The organism is Rhizobium sp. WW_1, from assembly GCF_003610155.1.
Lineage (GTDB): Bacteria > Pseudomonadota > Alphaproteobacteria > Rhizobiales > Rhizobiaceae > Rhizobium > Rhizobium tropici_A.
This window is the reverse complement of record NZ_RAIN01000005.1, coordinates 500,130-516,214: the sequence shown is the minus strand read 5'-3', so window position 1 is coordinate 516,214 and position 16,085 is coordinate 500,130. Positions and strand designations below refer to the sequence as shown.

At 61.0% G+C, this 16,085-nt stretch carries 11 protein-coding genes; 6 read left to right on the top strand and 5 right to left on the bottom strand.

Features of this window, described 5'->3' with window-relative positions; genetic code table 11:
• The first annotated feature begins 433 nt into the window (after positions 1 to 433).
• Positions 434 to 1,240 carry an MBL fold metallo-hydrolase gene (locus BJ928_RS18065; RefSeq protein ID WP_047635381.1) on the top strand — a complete coding sequence of 269 codons (807 nt, stop codon included), beginning with the start codon at positions 434 to 436 and terminating at the stop codon, positions 1,238 to 1,240.
• Between the two features lie 278 nt (positions 1,241 to 1,518).
• Complete coding sequence (locus tag BJ928_RS18060) at positions 1,519 to 3,585, top strand: methyl-accepting chemotaxis protein (protein WP_047635402.1); 2,067 nt, start codon at positions 1,519 to 1,521, stop codon at positions 3,583 to 3,585.
• Positions 3,586 to 3,731: 146 nt separating this feature from the next.
• Here BJ928_RS18060 and BJ928_RS18055 read toward each other — a convergent pair whose 3' ends face one another.
• The 3 genes from BJ928_RS18055 to BJ928_RS18045 are packed head-to-tail and all read right to left on the bottom strand — an operon-like array spanning position 3,732 to position 6,030.
• The gene (locus BJ928_RS18055; protein WP_047635379.1) at positions 3,732 to 5,123 is read right to left on the bottom strand and encodes a HAMP domain-containing sensor histidine kinase; all 1,392 of its coding nucleotides are present in this window, start codon (positions 5,121 to 5,123) and stop codon (positions 3,732 to 3,734) included.
• The gene (locus BJ928_RS18050) at positions 5,120 to 5,791 is read right to left on the bottom strand and encodes a response regulator transcription factor (RefSeq protein ID WP_015342375.1); all 672 of its coding nucleotides are present in this window, start codon (positions 5,789 to 5,791) and stop codon (positions 5,120 to 5,122) included. Before BJ928_RS18050 ends, BJ928_RS18055 begins: the two co-directional genes overlap by 4 nt.
• Positions 5,792 to 5,793: 2 nt before the next feature.
• Positions 5,794 to 6,030: a hypothetical protein gene (locus BJ928_RS18045; protein WP_082011975.1), complete on the bottom strand. Its 237-nt coding sequence runs from the start codon at positions 6,028 to 6,030 to the stop codon at positions 5,794 to 5,796.
• Positions 6,031 to 6,288: 258 nt separating this feature from the next.
• Between BJ928_RS18045 and BJ928_RS18040 the strand changes: the two genes are divergently transcribed.
• Positions 6,289 to 10,332, top strand: coding sequence for a Pls/PosA family non-ribosomal peptide synthetase (locus BJ928_RS18040; RefSeq protein ID WP_047635376.1), 4,044 nt, complete (start codon positions 6,289 to 6,291; stop codon positions 10,330 to 10,332).
• Positions 10,333 to 10,340: 8 nt separating this feature from the next.
• Positions 10,341 to 10,958, top strand: coding sequence for a 4'-phosphopantetheinyl transferase superfamily protein (locus BJ928_RS18035; protein WP_052227901.1), 618 nt, complete (start codon positions 10,341 to 10,343; stop codon positions 10,956 to 10,958).
• 25 nt (positions 10,959 to 10,983) lie between these two features.
• Here BJ928_RS18035 and BJ928_RS18030 read toward each other — a convergent pair whose 3' ends face one another.
• On the bottom strand, positions 10,984 to 11,478 hold the full coding sequence (locus tag BJ928_RS18030; protein ID WP_047635374.1) for an Lrp/AsnC family transcriptional regulator: 495 nt from the start codon (positions 11,476 to 11,478) through the stop codon (positions 10,984 to 10,986).
• Between the two features lie 129 nt (positions 11,479 to 11,607).
• Between BJ928_RS18030 and BJ928_RS18025 the strand changes: the two genes are divergently transcribed.
• Positions 11,608 to 14,013, top strand: coding sequence for a transketolase (locus BJ928_RS18025; protein WP_047635372.1), 2,406 nt, complete (start codon positions 11,608 to 11,610; stop codon positions 14,011 to 14,013).
• Between the two features lie 37 nt (positions 14,014 to 14,050).
• Here BJ928_RS18025 and BJ928_RS18020 read toward each other — a convergent pair whose 3' ends face one another.
• A complete protein-coding gene (locus tag BJ928_RS18020) occupies positions 14,051 to 14,998 on the bottom strand; it encodes a bile acid:sodium symporter family protein (RefSeq protein ID WP_047635370.1) in 948 nt (315 codons plus the stop codon).
• Between the two features lie 326 nt (positions 14,999 to 15,324).
• Here BJ928_RS18020 and BJ928_RS18015 point away from each other — a divergent pair, with 326 nt between their 5' ends.
• Positions 15,325 to 16,023, top strand: a complete 699-nt coding sequence (locus tag BJ928_RS18015; protein ID WP_047635369.1) for an isoprenylcysteine carboxylmethyltransferase family protein — start codon at positions 15,325 to 15,327, stop codon at positions 16,021 to 16,023.
• The last annotated feature ends 62 nt before the right edge of the window (positions 16,024 to 16,085 follow it).

Here is a 16,085-nt window from a genome sequence, read left to right as displayed (position 1 = left end):
GCGCGTGCCCCAAAGCAAAAGGGCGATGTGGCCGGCCAGAGCGACGAGGCCGAAAATAAGCGCCATGATGGTCCTCCATATGCCTGCGATGCCCGGACATGCGCCGGACAGCAATATCATCATCAGCTAAAATTTCATTAACCGACTATGTTTTACTGCCTTTCGGCCTTTTGCAAGGCCCGATTGTCATAAAACGAGATAAGAAATAAATTTATGACGTAAAATCAATATAATATCCAATTATTGATTCTGTCATTATTCTCTAAGAATATTCTTTCCAACCGAAAAAACTGGTCAGAGAACGACGCTTTTCTGCTCGCGACGACACCAATTCGCTTTGATCCATCCGACCAATGCCTAATATAACATATAAGGTCATATAGCCGCGCGGCGAGCCCGCGGACTGCAAAGACAGACTTACGAGGATTTCGGGATGGTATGTTCTATCTGTATCACATGCGGCACCCAGTTCGGCGAACGCGGCGAGCCGCCGTCAAGCTGCCCGATCTGTGAGGATGACCGTCAATTCGTGCCCCGATCAGGACAGGAATGGACCGAAATGGCAATTCTCGGCAAAACGCATGCCGTCGTCTGGAATGAGGAGGCAAAGGGTGTCCATAGCCTGCAGATTTCACCCTACTTCGGCATCGGCCAACGCGCCCTTCTGATCGAAGGGCCAGATGGCAACATCCTCTGGGACTGCCTCAGCCTTATCGACGAGGCAAGCCAGGCCCGAATTGCCGCAATGGGCGGCTTAAGTGCGATCGCCATTTCGCATCCCCATTTCTACTCATCGATGCTCGAATGGAGCGCGACCTGCGGCGACGTACCGATCCATATCCATGCCGACGATGCCGAATGGGTACAGAGACCCGGCGATTCCTTGCGCCTGTGGGCGGGTGAGACGCTGTCGATCGGCGAGGCAACCATGATCCGATGCGGCGGTCATTTTGAAGGCAGTTCCGTGCTTCATTGTCCCTGGCTCGAAGATGGCCGCGGCGCCCTCTTCGTCGGCGATACCATGCAGGTGACGATGGATCGCAAGTTCGTCAGCTTCATGCGCAGCTATCCCAACCTCATCCCCCTCGACGCCAGGGCCGTGAAAGCAATATCGGACGCGGTTCGGCCCCATCGGTTCGACGCGATCTACGGCGCGTTTCCCGGCCGCACGATCGAGACCGATGGCAACCGCGTGGTGGAACGCTCGATGGAGAGATACGTGAAGGCGATTGCAAGTTGAGACTTAATGCTATCGTGCGTACGACCGGTGACACGCATCCCAGTTGCCCGATCCCTTGCAAAACCTCATCGCCATGGGTCGTGACGGATCATGATTAAAGGCAACTTAACGCTTCTCGATCATATCTGAGCGCATGTCTCATTAAGACATGCGCGGCGCCATGACGGCATTTGCTGGAATGACCATGACGTTTGTCCCATCCGGCGCGTCGGCTTTTCAACCATCGACACGTTGGATCACTTTCAAGGACCGATCCCGTGCAGACCCGTTTCAATTTGATGACGAAAATCTTGGTGGTGGCGTCCCTGGTCGTCATCGCCGCCCTCTGTGGTTTTTCAGTTTATATTGACAGCCTTCAGCGCGGCTTGGCCCGAGACGCGATCAAAGGAGAGATCGAATCCTCAGGCCTTCAGGCCTCCCAGAGCATTTCGAACTGGCTGGGCGCCCGCGTCATGCTGACGGAGCTTGCCGCAAATGCCGCCGCCAAGGTCGGAAATCCGGCGGCCATCAGCAGCGCTTTCGACAATCCCGTGCTGCTGCGTGAGTTCATGTCCACCTATGTCGGCGATGAGCAGGGCGTCTTTACCAGCGTTCCCAACCAGCCGCTTCCGGCGGACTACGATCCGCGCAAGCGGCCCTGGTACAAGGATGCCGTAAAGGCCGACAAGCTGGTCCTGACCGATCCCTACAACGACGCCTCGACGGGCAACGTCGTCATCAGCGCCGCCATGCCGGTCAAGCGCGACGGCAAGCTGTTCGGCGTCGCGGCAAGCGATTTCTCGCTCGGCTCGCTCATTTCCATGATCAAATCGGTCACGATGGGCGGCAAGGGTTCGGCATTCCTGGTGAAGAACGACGGGACCATTTTGGTCCATCAAGATCAGCAGCTGGTCACCAAGAAGCTCGCCGACGTCTTCCCGCAAGCGACACCCGTCATCGGCTCGGCCATTTCCGAGACGACTTTCAACGGCAAGCCCGTTCTCGTCAGTTTCCTGCCCATTGAGGGTCTGCCCCGTACGGATTGGTATCTGGGCGTAGAGATAGACCGCGACATGGCATTCGCCGGGATCGTGAAATTCCGCATCGCTGCAGCGATTGCGACCCTCGTCGGAGTCATCGCGCTGATCGTCGTGCTGGCAGCGCTGCTGTCGAGGCTGGTACTCCGGCCGGTCCTGCAGATGACGAGCGTCATGGGCAGGCTTGCCGGCGGTGATGTCTCGGCCGAGATCCCCGGAACCGACCGCAAGGACGAGCTCGGTCGCATGGCTGCGGCCGTTGCCGTCTTCCGAGATAATATGATCCAGCGCGGCCGGCTTGCGAAGGAGGCCGAAGACACGCGCCTGCTCAGCGAACAGGAACGGCGTGAGCGCGAAACCCTCAAGGCCAGCGAGGAAGAACAGATCGCTTCCGCCGTGCACGCGCTCGCAGATGGCCTGGGCCGTCTTGCAAACGGTGATCTGGTTCACCGCATCACCGCCCCCTTTGTTGGCGATCTCGATCGTCTGCGCAACGACTTCAATACGTCCGTCGCAAGGCTGAATGACGCCATGACGACAGTTGGACGAAATGCCAGGGCAATCGACACCGGCGCGGGAGAAATCCGCGCTGCCGCCGACAACCTCGCGCGACGCACCGAGCAACAGGCTGCCTCGGTCGAAGAGACCGCAGCAGCCCTGGAAGAAATCACCACCACGGTCAAGGACAGTGTCCGCCGGGCCGAGGAAGTCGGGCAGCTCGTCACCCGGGCTCGAAGCGGCGCGGAAAAATCCGGCGAGATCGTCGAAAAGGCCGTCGGCGCGATGAACATGATCGAAAAATCTTCTGGCGAAATCTCCAACATCATCGGTGTCATCGACGACATTGCCTTCCAGACCAACCTGCTGGCGCTCAATGCCGGCGTCGAGGCGGCTCGCGCCGGCGAAGCCGGTAAGGGCTTTGCCGTGGTCGCCCAGGAAGTCCGCGAGCTCGCCCAGCGTTCGGCGCAGGCGGCCAAGGAGATCAAATCGCTGATCACCGCGTCTGGCGAGCAGGTCAAGAGCGGCGTCACCCTCGTCAACCAGACGGGCGAAGCGCTTGAGGTGATCGTCCGCGACGTCCAGGAGATCAACAGCAACATCGAAGCGATCGTGCGGGCCTCGCGTGAACAATCGACCGGCCTGCAGGAAATCAACACCGCCGTCAACACGATGGATCAGGGCACGCAACAGAACGCCGCCATGGTCGAGGAACAGACGGCGGCAAGTCATGGCCTCGCATCGGAAGCTGCGACATTGAATGAGCTGCTCGCACAGTTTCGCATTGCCGAGCCGGCGATCCAAGCGCCACGCACGCGTCGTGCCGCCTAAGGCGGAAAAGATCGAGAAAGACCCGCCCGCCGAAATTGCGCAAGCAGAAGAGGCGGGCGGCGAAGCACACTCTGCGCATGGTTCCTGGAGTTGTGTTCTGGCCGAATGAGGCGATGGGCTGTCTCTCCCACCGGAAAAGCGCTCGACTAGCTTTCCAGCGCCGCCTGCTTGTCCTTCACCAGCCGCGCCGGCAGGTTGACGGTGACACACAGTCCGCCGAGGCTCGAGCGGGCAAGCGTCAGCTTGCCGTCATAGGCTTCGACCAGATCCTTGGCGATCGCCAGACCGAATCCAGTCCCGGCGATGCTTTCGTCCAGCCGCCGGCCGCGACGGATGAAGGCCATCTCCGCATCCTCGGGCAGGCCGGGACCATCGTCATCGATGCGCAACTCCACGCCCTCTTGCTCGGCGAGCTGCGACAGGCGAACCTTGACCTTGCCGGCGGTCCATTTCCTGGCATTGTCGATCAGGTTGCCGGTGATGTCGGCAAAATCAGCCTCGTCGATCGCCAGCCACATCTCGGGCGGCGCGACGAGTTCGAAATCGATCTTGCGCTCGCTCGACAAGCGCCGCATGACCGAGATGATCTTCTGCAGATCGGCGCTTGCGTCCATGACACCGACCGTATGGGCGGCCGCCAGGCTCGCGCGGGTCTGCGCCAGCGTTCGCTTGATCTGCGCTTCCATCCGGCTGACCTCCGTCTGGATCGCCGCGGCCCGCTCCGACATGCCCTCTTCCGACAATATGCGCGCGGTCGCCTCAAGGGCTGCGAGCGGCGTCTTTAGGCCATGCGCGAGATCGCCGGCGCGCGCGCGCGCCTGCGTCAACTGCGTCTCACGCGACGCAAGCAGGCCGTTCAGATCGTCCACAAGCGGCTGGACCTCCCGCGGAAACTGACCGGTGATCTTGCGTGCCGATCGCTCCTGCACCGCCATCAAAGCCGCGCGCAGGTCGTTCAACGGCCGCAGCCCGTATCTAAGGAAGGCGACCACCGCCACGATCAAGGCAGCCGAAAGCACGCCGAGCGACGGCGCCATGGCATAGAAGAAGCGCCAGCGCGCCGGTGCGAGCTCGCGATTGTCGAGCGCCATCAAGATATCGACGATCTGATCGCCCGTGGCCGAGGGAATGGAAATGGAGCGTTCGACGGCAAGAAGATGGCCGCCGTTTGGCCCCTTCATATCCGTCGCCCGGCCGGCATCGCGCGGACGAGCGCGAAGCCAGGGCAGATTTTGCTCCCAGAGCGATTGCGAACGCAACTCTACATTGCCGTTGCGGCCAATCTGCCAATAAAATCCACCATTCGGGATACCGAAACGGGAATCGCTTGGCGTATCATCGAGAAAGAGCTGGTTGGACGAGTTGATATCGACCGCGGCGAGCAGCACGCGCAGCTCCTCGTCTATCTCGGAGAGGGCAAGAGCCCTGACCGCCAGTCCGGAAATGGCATTGATGCCGACGCCCGCAAGAAAGGTTGCGACGATGATCGCTACCGCAGACCCCAGCAGCAACCGTCCTCGCAGCGAAAACGGCGTCATGACGGCGGCGCCTCACGCGGGATGATATAACCCTGGCCACGCCGCGTCTCGATGACCGTGCCATCGAACTTGCGCCTGAGGCGTGCGACGACGACCTCAAGCGCGTTCGACAGAAGCTCCGTCTCTTCGTCGTAGATGCTGTCGGCGATCTGTGTCCGGGAAAGCACGGTGCCGGCATTGTGCATGAGATAGGCAAGAAGCCGATATTCCAGCGCCGTCACCTGCACCGGTTGCCCGCGAAACGAAACCGTACGCTGGCGCGTGTCGAGCTCCAGCACGCCGTTCGAGAGGATCGGCGAGGACTGCCCGGCGGCACGGCGCATCAGGGCACGTACACGCGCCAGAAGCTCCTCCATGCGGAAGGGTTTGGTCAGATAGTCATCGGCGCCGGCATCCATGCCGTCGACCTTGTCGCGCCAGCCGTCACGCGCGGTCAATATGATGACCGGCATACCGCGACGCTCGGCACGCCAGCGTCGCAACACCGTCAGGCCATCCAGCTTCGGAAGCCCCAGATCCAGGATGACAAGATCGAAATGCTCGATATCGCCGCGATACCAAGCTTCCTCGCCGTTGCTCACGGTCGAGACAACATAATGCTGATCCTCCAGGCAACGGCGCATGTCCGCCACAATACTGGGCTCGTCCTCAGCAATAAGAATGCGCATTCTCAGCGTCTCTCGATCACGGCGAGTGTTGCACCGTCGAGCACTATGTCACCACGTTTACCGTCCGGCTTCAATACGCGCACGGCATAGGCCTGGCGCCCTGCCCGGCGAACCCGCTTGATTCGCAGCACCCTTCCAGGCATTTCGCGTGCGACGACAGCATAGATTTCCCGCAGTGGCCGCAAGCTGCCGGCATCCTCGATCAGGATATTGCTGTGCGAGCGAGTTGATGCCTCCACGCCTGGCGCGCTTAGCAAAGCCGCCACCAAGAGAACGGACAACCGGCGGGGCCAGCCGGCTCTTCGCCCGAATATGCGCAACGATATAAATCCTTCTTTCGAGATTGCACGCAGGCCGTGTCCCACGCCAATGCAACATAGCTTTCACAACATTACAATTCCCTGACAATGCCCGTAAGAGAGCTGCAAATTAAAAGGTGTATAAGCGTTGACAGATGGCACGCTGATTGTGCCGAGTTTCGTTCCGCAGAAGTTATCATGACTATCCAGATTTCGTCGATTACCCCAAATGCCAGCCTCTCGGTTTTCTCAGGCGGCGTTCGGCCTGAGTTTGTCCGCAATGAAACCCTCGTGGACATATTCAAGGCGACAGCTGCTCGCTGCCCCGAGAAGACGGCGTTGACCCTGATCGGAACGGCGGAGGCGATGAGCTACGCCGAACTCGACCGGTTGTCTGACGAGGCTGCGCAGGCGCTTACCCGCCGCGGTATTGGCCCGGGCGATTTCGTCGGCCTGTGGTTCCAGCGTTCGCTCGAACTTCATGTCGCGCTTCTTGCGATCCTCAAGGCAGGTGCCGCCTACATCCCCTTCGATGCCGCCGCCCCTTCTGACCGCGTTGCCATCAGCCTTGCCGATTGCGGCGCCAAATGGCTGCTGACGCATGACGAGAAGGCCGCGCTTGCACCTGCTTTCGACGGCCAGACGCTCATTCTCAAGACGCTGCTTGCAGAAGATGGCAATGGCGTTGCGCCGCGCGCCGCCACCTGCGACGATCCCGCCTATGCCATCTACACCTCCGGCTCCACGGGCAAGCCGAAGGGCATTGTCATCACGCATCGGAACATCTGCCATTATCTGCGGGCAGGTAACGACGTTCTTGGCATGGTCGAATCGGACGTCGTTCTTCAGCAGGCCTCGGTTGCCTTCGATCTTTCGCTCGAAGAGATATTCGTTCCCTATCTGGTCGGCGCGACGCTGAAGGTAGCGACGTCTGCCGTCATGGCCGAGCTCGACAGGCTCGCCGATGTGCTGGAAGCAGAAAAGATCACGGTCATCGACACCGTGCCGACCCTGCTCACCATGCTCGAGCGCGACGTCGAAAGCCTGCGCGTCATCATCGTCGGCGGCGAAGCCTGCCCGCCCGCGATCGTCAGCCGCTTCTCCAAGCCGGGCCGGCACCTGATCAACACCTATGGTCCCACCGAGACGACGGTGGTTGCGACCTATGCCGAACTCGACCCTTCGAGGCCAATTACGATCGGCTGCCCGATTGCCAACACGACGGCTTATGTCGTCGACGAAAATCTTCAGCTCGTCGCGCGCGGCGACACGGGCGAGTTGCTGATCGGCGGACCGGGCGTTGCCGCCGGCTACAGAAATCTGCCTCAGCTGACGGCGGACAAGTTTATCGCCAACCGCTTCGCGGCCCATGACGATCCGGTACTCTATCGCAGCGGCGACGCCGTGCTAATGGACGAAGAGGGCCAGCTGCATTTCCTCGGTCGTATCGACGACCAGGTCAAGATCCGCGGCTACCGCATCGAACTCGGCGAGATTGAGACTGTCGTCGGCGAGCTTGCGGATGTGAAGGCCGCCTCCGTGGTGGTGCATCGGCCGCCGGATGGCGAAGAGATGCTCGTCGCCCATGTCGTCACAACGGGCAACAGCTTCGATCGGGACAAGGCCCGTGCCGTGTTGGCGGCCAAGCTGCCGCCCTATATGGTGCCTGCCGCTTGGCATAGCCATGTGTCGCTGCCGCGTCTCCCCTCGGGCAAGATCGATCGCAAGACGCTTGCCGCAATCCCGCTGGTGGCGGATCAATCGACACAAGCCCAGGAAGCGCCGCGCACCTGGACAGAAGCGCAGCTGCTCAAGGCGGCAACCGAGGCCCTTCGCCTGCGTTCGATCAATTTCGAAGCTGACTTCTTCACCGAACTCGGCGGTCACTCCATGCTGGCGGCACGGTTTGTTTCCGAAGTCCGCAAGATCCCGCTGCTTGCGGGCATCGCCCTGCGCGACGTCTATGCAGGCCGCACGTTGCGTGGCATTGCGGCAATCCTGGAGCAGCGCACGGAGCGCACTTCCGCGCCGGAGCGCAAGAATTTCGAACCTGTTCCGTGGCGCCGGCGCTTCTTCTGCGGCCTGGCCCAGGCCGTGGTGCTGCCTTTCATCGTCGCGCTCGCGACGTTGCAATGGATCGGCCTGCTGCTCGCCTCGATCCTGCTGATCGATGACGGCGCGTCGGTCTGGAATGAGATACTCATTCTCGGCGGCGTCTATCTCGCCCTCAATCTCGGCGAGAAGCTCGTTGTCGTCGCCCTCAAATGGCTGGTCATCGGCCGCACACGGCCCGGCGTCTATCCGCTGTGGGGCACATATTATTTCCGCATCTGGCTGATGCAGCGCATCGTTCAGCTCACCGCGCCGAAATTCCTTAAGGGGTCGCCGCTCATCCGCGTCTACATGCGCGCGCTCGGCGCCAAGGTCGGCAAGGATGCGATGATCGACGAATTCGAGGAAGGTGCGATCGACCTGGTCCGTGTCGGCGCAAGATCCAGCCTGGGTGTCAAGGTGAAACTCGCCAATGTCGAGGTCATCGGCAATCAGATCCATGTCGGCACGATCGATATCGGCGAAGGCGTACAGATCGGCAATGGCACCGTCATCGGCCACAATGTCACGATCGGCGACGGCGCGATCATCGGCGATCTGACGGCCCTTGCCGCAGGCACCCATGTCGAGGCTCACACGTGCTGGGATGGCTCGCCCGCTCGCCAGACGGGCCATGCGGAACACGAGGTCATGCCCGCGCATCCGGAGCTTGGAACCGTCGGCCGCATCTTCCAGTTCGCCGCCTATTTCGTCGCCTATAATCTCAGCCTCGTCGTCGGCCTTTTGCCGATCTTCCCGGCCTTTTACCTCTTCACCGCAGTGCAGCAGATTTACGCGCCCGGCACCGACGAAGCGCTGTCCTGGGGAATGATCGCAGCACTTTCCTGGCCGGCCGCCTTCCTGTTGATCGTCGTGTCGATGGCTGTGGTCGTCGCGCTTAGATGGGTGCTGCTGCCCCGTGTGGTACCGGGTCGCTACTCCATCTTCGGTAACCTCTATTTCCGCAAGTGGGTCGTCGGCCTGACGACCGAGGCCATGCTGGAAACCTTGAACTCGCTGTATGCCACCGTCTTCATGCGCAACTGGTACCGCCTGATGGGCGCCAAGATCGGCAAGGGCACGGAGATTTCGGCCAATTTCGCCGGCCGTTACGACCTCATCGAAATGGGCCGTGACAATTTCATCGGCGACGAGACGATTTTCGGCGACGAAGAAATCCAGAACGGCTGGATGGTGCTCAAGCGCCTGAAGACCGGGGATCGCTGCTTCTTCGGCAATTCCTCCGTGATTTCGCAGGGTGCCGTGATCGAGAGCGATTCACTCGTCGGCATCAAGACGCGCCTGCCCGATTCCATGCATGTCAAGGCAGGCGAAACGTGGTGCGGCAGCCCGGCGTTCCAGTTGCCGACACGCGAAAGATTGCAGGCAGCTGCGAGCGCCACCTATGCACCGCCTCTGCGCATGCGCCTTGTGCGCATTGTATTCGAAGCTATGCATACCTCGCTGCCAACAGCCATCCTCATCGTCATGGCGCTCTTCATGTCCGACATGATGGCGGGAGAGATCGACAACGGCGCCTGGGGCAGCCTGTTCTGGACGCTGATGGCTGCGGGTCTGGCAACTTCGGGCATCCTCTATCTGGTTGCCGTCGCATTCAAATGGACCCTGATCGGCACCTACAAGCCGATGAACCGGCCGATGTGGTCCTGGTGGTCCATGCGCACGGAGGCTGTGGCGGTCTTCTACGGCGGCCTCGCCAGCAAGATGCTGCTCGACTATCTGCGCGGCACGCCGTTCCTGCCCTGGCTGCTCCGCCCCTTCGGCGCCAAGATCGGCCAGGGGACGTGGATCAACAGCACCGACATCTGCGAGTTCGATTGCACCAGCATCGGCGACCATGCGGTTATCAACATGGGTTCCTGCCCGCAGACCCATCTCTACGAGGACCGCATCATGAAGGTCGGCCGCATCAAGATCGGAAAGGGTGTATCTGTCGGCTCGGGCAGCACGGTGCTCTACGAAGCCAATGTCGGTGATTTCGCCGAGATCGGGCTGCTGACCCTTGTCATGAAGGGCGAAGCCATTCCGGCGGGCACATCGTGGGTCGGCGCACCCGCCCAGGCCGTGCAAGTCGAAGCGGAAGCCGCTCCGGTCGTCCAAAAAGAGGCCCTGCCCTCCGCCGCCGCGTGAGCAGCGGCATGACGGCCGCTCGATCCGAGGTCGTCCTGACGGTTGCCAATGCGATCGCCATCCTTGTCCGCCCGGCACCGGGCGGACGCCATGAGCGAGATGAAGCCGCAGAAGCTGCGCTGAGACGTGCCGCGCAGCGTGACGATCTTTCCATCCGTCGCCGGCCAACCGACCGACCGGTGTTGGGTCCTCCCTATCACGAGTTGGGCGTTTCGCTTTCGCATCGTGCCGATCTGCTGCTGGCGGCCTTTGCGCCCGATGGCGCGGTCGGTGTTGATATCGAGATCGAGGATACCAGTGGCCTCGATCCGATCGCCTTTGCTACCGATCATTTCTCTCCGAAGGAAGCGGCCGCTTTGGCTGCATTCGATAGCGCGACGGCGTTGGAGATGTGCTATCGCCTTTGGGTCGCCAAGGAAGCCGCATTGAAGGTGACCGGCCGCGGCATCTTCGATGGGGTGGACGAACCGGATCTGGCCGGACAATTGGACCTTGTCCGCTGCGACAGCGCATCCATACGCCTTGACGCCCGAGGACGGCTGCCAGCTATCGCGCTTACTGTCACCCGGCTTGCCGGGTGGACGGATAAGCCGGTCTATTGCGCGGTTGCGAAGAATCTGAGCTGAACGCCGTGTGCGACAGGGTTCGCCGTCAGCCTCTCGACTTCAGGTGGTCGGTCGGCAGCGCGGTCGTGTATTTGATCTGGCTGAGGGCGAAGCTCGAGCGGATATTGGCGACCCCAGGAATGCGGGTCAGGAAATCCACCACCAGTGCCTGGAATTTCATCAGGTCCTCCACCACCACCCGTAGCATGTAGTCGGCCTCGCCCGTCATCAGATAGCACTCGACGATTTCCGGCTTGGTCTTGATGGCGGCATTGAACACGTCGAGCGATTCCCGGTCCTGCTGCTTCAGGGAGACCTGCACGAAGACATTCACGGCAAGCCCGAGCGACTGCGCATCGACCAGGGCCACCGCGCCTTTGATGAGGCCGCTTTCCTTGAGTTCGTTGACCCGTCGCCAACAAGGCGAAGCCGAAAGCCCAGTCGCTTCGGCAAGATCCGAAATGCTCATTTCGGAATTCTGCTGCAGGAGATCGAGAATCCTGATGGAGGCTGCATCGAGGTGAAGTCTGGAAATAGGCATGACAAACCGATAAAATGGTAATTTTCGAAAGAACGTTTCGCATTTCATCAAATTCAGGTCAACTGAGACCAGTTTTACCTCAGATCCGGGTGTAGCATTTCGCCAAGAGGATATGGAGGAGAGACGACGATGAGTGCGCAGGCCCCGACGCCGGCAACACTGGCCCATCTGAAGGATCTGGAGCGGCAGGTCCTTTGGCATGCCTGCTGGATGATCCACAATGCCAACCATCTACGCTCGAAGGGAGAGGTCAAGGTCGGTGGCCATCAGGCCTCGTCTGCCTCGCTCGCATCAATCATGACCGCGCTCTACTTCCACGTCCTGCGGCCTGAAGACCGCGTCGCCGTCAAACCGCATGCCTCGCCCGTCTTCCACGGCATCCAATATATGATGGGCAACCAGACGAGGGAGAAGCTGGAAAACTTCCGTGGCTTCGGCGGGGCGCAGTCTTATCCGAGCCGGACCAAGGATGTAGACGACGTCGATTTTTCCACGGGCTCGGTCGGGCTTGGTGTCGCGGTCACCGCCTTTGCGTCAATCATTCAGGACTACATCGCCGCAAAACCGTGGTCGCAGGCCCGTCCGATCGGACGCATGGTCGCGCTGGTCGGCGACGCCGAGCTTGACGAGGGCAATGTCTACGAATGCCTGCAAGAGGGTTGGAAACACGATCTGCGCAACACCTGGTGGGTGATCGACTATAACAGGCAGAGCCTTGACGGCGTCATTCGCGAAGGATTGTGGCAGCGCATCGAAAAGATATTCACTGCCTTCGGCTGGGATGTGAAGGTGCTGAAATACGGTGCGCTTCAGCAGGCTGCTTTTCGCGAGCCTGGCGGCGAGGCATTGCGCGACTGGATTGACCGGTGTCCGAACCAGCTCTATTCCGCGCTGACCTTCCAGGGCGGCAGTGCCTGGCGCAAGCGGCTGGCCGAGGAAATCGGCGGGGAACCGGGTGTTGGCGATCTTCTTGCGGCCCGCGGCGACGAGCAGCTCTCGGATCTCATGAACAACCTCGGCGGCCATTGCCTGGAGACGCTGATCGACACCTTCGGGAGCGTCGATCACGACCGGCCGACGGTCTTCCTGGCCTATACGATCAAGGGCTGGGGTACGCCGCTTGCCGGGCACAAGGACAACCATGCCGGCTTGATGACCAAGGCGCAGATGGAGGCCTTCCAGAAGCGCATCGGCGTCAGCCAAGGCGAAGAATGGGAGACTTTCGGCGCGATTCGATCGCCAAACGAGGTGCGCCGCTTCATTGCGACCGTGCCGTTCTTTGCCGAGGGCAGACGACGCTTCAGATCTGCCGCGCTTCCCTCCTCCGGCCCGATTTTCCTCGAAGACCGCGAACTGTCGACGCAAGCCGGCTTCGGCAAGATCCTCGACGCCCTTGCCCAGCGTGACGACGCCCTTTCGGCACGCATCGTCACGACCGCGCCCGATGTCACCGTCTCGACCAATCTCGGGCCATGGGTCAATCGCCGTGGCTTGTTCGCACGCGAGCAACTCGCCGATACGTTCCGCGACGAACGCGTCCCGTCTACGCAGAAGTGGGAGTTCGGGCCGGCCGGCCAGCATCTCGAACTCGGCATCGCTGAAATGAACCTCTTCCTGCTGCTCGGTGCGGCTGGCCTGTCCCATTCGTTGTTCGGAGAGCGACTGCTGCCGATCGGCACCGTCTACGATCCCTTCGTCGCCCGCGGTCTCGATGCCTTGAACTATGCCTGCTATCAGGATGCCCGTTTCATGATCGTCGGCACGCCGTCCGGCGTGACGCTCGCTCCGGAGGGCGGTGCGCATCAGTCGATCGGATCGCAACTCATCGGCATGAGCCAGGATGGTCTTGCAAGCTTCGAGCCGGCCTTCCTCGACGAACTCTCCGTCATCATGGATTGGTCCTTCGACTATATGCAGCGCGATGGCGAGACAAGACATGATGAGCGAACCTGGCTGCGCGACGAGACAGGCGGGTCGATCTATCTCCGCCTGACCACCCGGCCGCTGGAGCAGATCGCCCTCCGGCGGGAAGATCCAGCCTTCCGTCAAGGCGTGATCGACGGAGCCTATTGGCTGCGTCGGCCCTCTGCCCGTACACGCATCGTTCTCGCCTATCAGGGCTGCGTCGCCCCGGAAGTACTGATGGCGGCCGGCCAACTCGCCGAAGCCCATGGTGACATCGCCGTGCTCGCGGTCACCTCGGCCGATCGGCTGAATGCCGGCTGGACAGCGGCGCAGCGTGCGCGCCGGCATGGCCATGTCGCCGCGTCGAGCCATGTGGAAACCTTGCTGGCTGCGGTTTCGCGGACCGCAAGCCTGATTACCGTGACCGACGGGCATCCGGCAACGCTCGGCTGGCTCGGTTCCGTCCATGGCCATAGAACCGTATCGCTCGGCGTCGAGCATTTCGGCCAGACCGGCACGATCGCCGATCTCTATGCCCATTTCGGCATCGACACGCACGCCATCATCGAGGCGGCTGAGGCGCTTGTGCATGTGGATGCAGCCCGGCAGATGCGGATGGGCGCGGCCTGAAGCCGCGCCTGCTCTATCCGCTCAACTCCTATCCCGGTCAGACGCGAGGCGGTGCGTCCGCGTCCTCGCGCGAGGCGAACCAGTTCGCCAGGGTCGCACCGGAAATATTGTGCCAGACGGAAAAGATCGCGCTGGGAACGGCAGCGATCGGCGAGAAATAGGCGGTTGCGAGCGCAGCACCAAGCCCTGAATTCTGCATGCCGACTTCGATCGCCAGCGCCTTGCGCTTGTAGAGGTTGAGCCCAAGCACCTTCGACGCATAATAGCCGAACAGGTAGCCGAGACCGTTGTGCAGCACGACCACGACGAAAATCAACAGGCCTGACTGAACGATGGCCGCCTTCGACGCACCAACGACCGCCGCAACAATAAGGACGATGCCGACGACGCTGACAAGCGGCAGTACCGGGATGGCCGCGCGCACCAGGCTGGGCACGGCTTTCTGGGCAATAAAGCCGAGCAGCAGCGGCACGATGATGACTTGCACGATGCTGATGAACATCGACCAGGCATTAACTGGCAGATATTGGCTTGCGAACATCCAGACGAGGAATGGCGTGACGATCGGCGCTGCAAGCGTCGTCACGCTCGTGCAGGCAACCGACAGCGCCACGTCGCCACGCGCAAGATAGGTCATGACGTTGCTCGACGTGCCCCCCGGGCAGCAGCCTACCAGAATGACGCCGGCGGCGACTTCCGGCGGCATGGGAATGATCCTCGTCAACAGCAGTGCCAACGCCGGCATGATACCAAAATGCGCGATGACGCCGATCGCGACCTCATGAGGACGGCGCGCCAGCTCGCGAAAGTCGTCTATGGAGATAGTCAGCCCCATGCCGAACATGATGATGCCGAGAAGCACGACGATCCAGGGCGCGAACTGCTTGAAGACATCGGGCAGGAAAAAGCCGAGCACGGCAAACAGGATGACCCATATGGAAAAAGTCTTGCCGACGAAGGCGGAAAAGGAAGCCAGGAATTTCATGAGATCTCCAGGGGGCAGGAGCAATATGACATTCAGGCCGGTCTAAACCCGGTACCTTCGATGTCAAGGCATCGAATTGGCCTATCCGTCCGTTGCGATGGCCTATGCAGCACAAATCCAAGATATCAGCATAATTCGCGGCTTTGTTTCATCCGCCTCAGCTAAGTGGCCGACGATCCCCAAAATCAGATACGTTGCGAGCGCTGTCGCCAAGAACTTGCCATGTTGGGATCACACTATGGACATCGAGGCGCGGCCGCGCGACGCGAAAAGGTGGGAACTGCCGCCAGCCGCATCGCATATCCGTCCTGCAAGGAGCCTGCGCAATGACCGTTACCGAACCAGAGCCGCTGCCTCGTGCAGCCGTCATCTCCTATGGGATCGGTATTCCCCTCACGCTGCTTGTGCTCGTATTTCTGCCGGCCGGTCGCCTTGACTGGCTGCCCGGCTGGATCTTCATCGCTTTCCTCGTCGTCAGCTACTCGATCGCGATCGGGGTCATACGGCGCGTGAACCCGATTATCTTCAGGGCCCGCAACCGTTTCCAGGCCGGTACCAAACGCTGGGACATCGTCCTCGTCTCGCTCATGTGCCTCGGAATGGTTGCCGAAATACCGATTGCAACGTTCGACGCCGGCAGAATGGCGTGGTCGATGATGCCGGTTCCCGTCATGATCCTCGGCTATATCCTGCTCGCAGCCGGCATCGCGCTCGGCACCTGGGCTCAAGCCGTCAATCGCTTCTTCGAGCCCGGCGTGCGCTTGCAGCGCGAACGCGGCCAGCACGTCATCAGCAATGGCCCTTATGCCTATGTACGCCACCCCGGCTATGTCAGCGCGATCCTGGTGTTTGCCGGGCTGGCCCTGTCGCTCGGCTCCTGGTGGGCACTGATCCCGGCCGCCTGGGCAAGCGCGCTCCTGATCCTGCGCACAAGCTGGGAAGATGCGCTGCTTCAAGCCGGACTTGAGGGCTACTCCGACTATGCCAAGCGCATCAGGTTTCGGCTGATGCCCGGTCTTTGGTAGAGCTTGCAGGCTTCCCTTGTGACATAACGAATTGCATGCCCGATCGCATATTGACTGGTGCG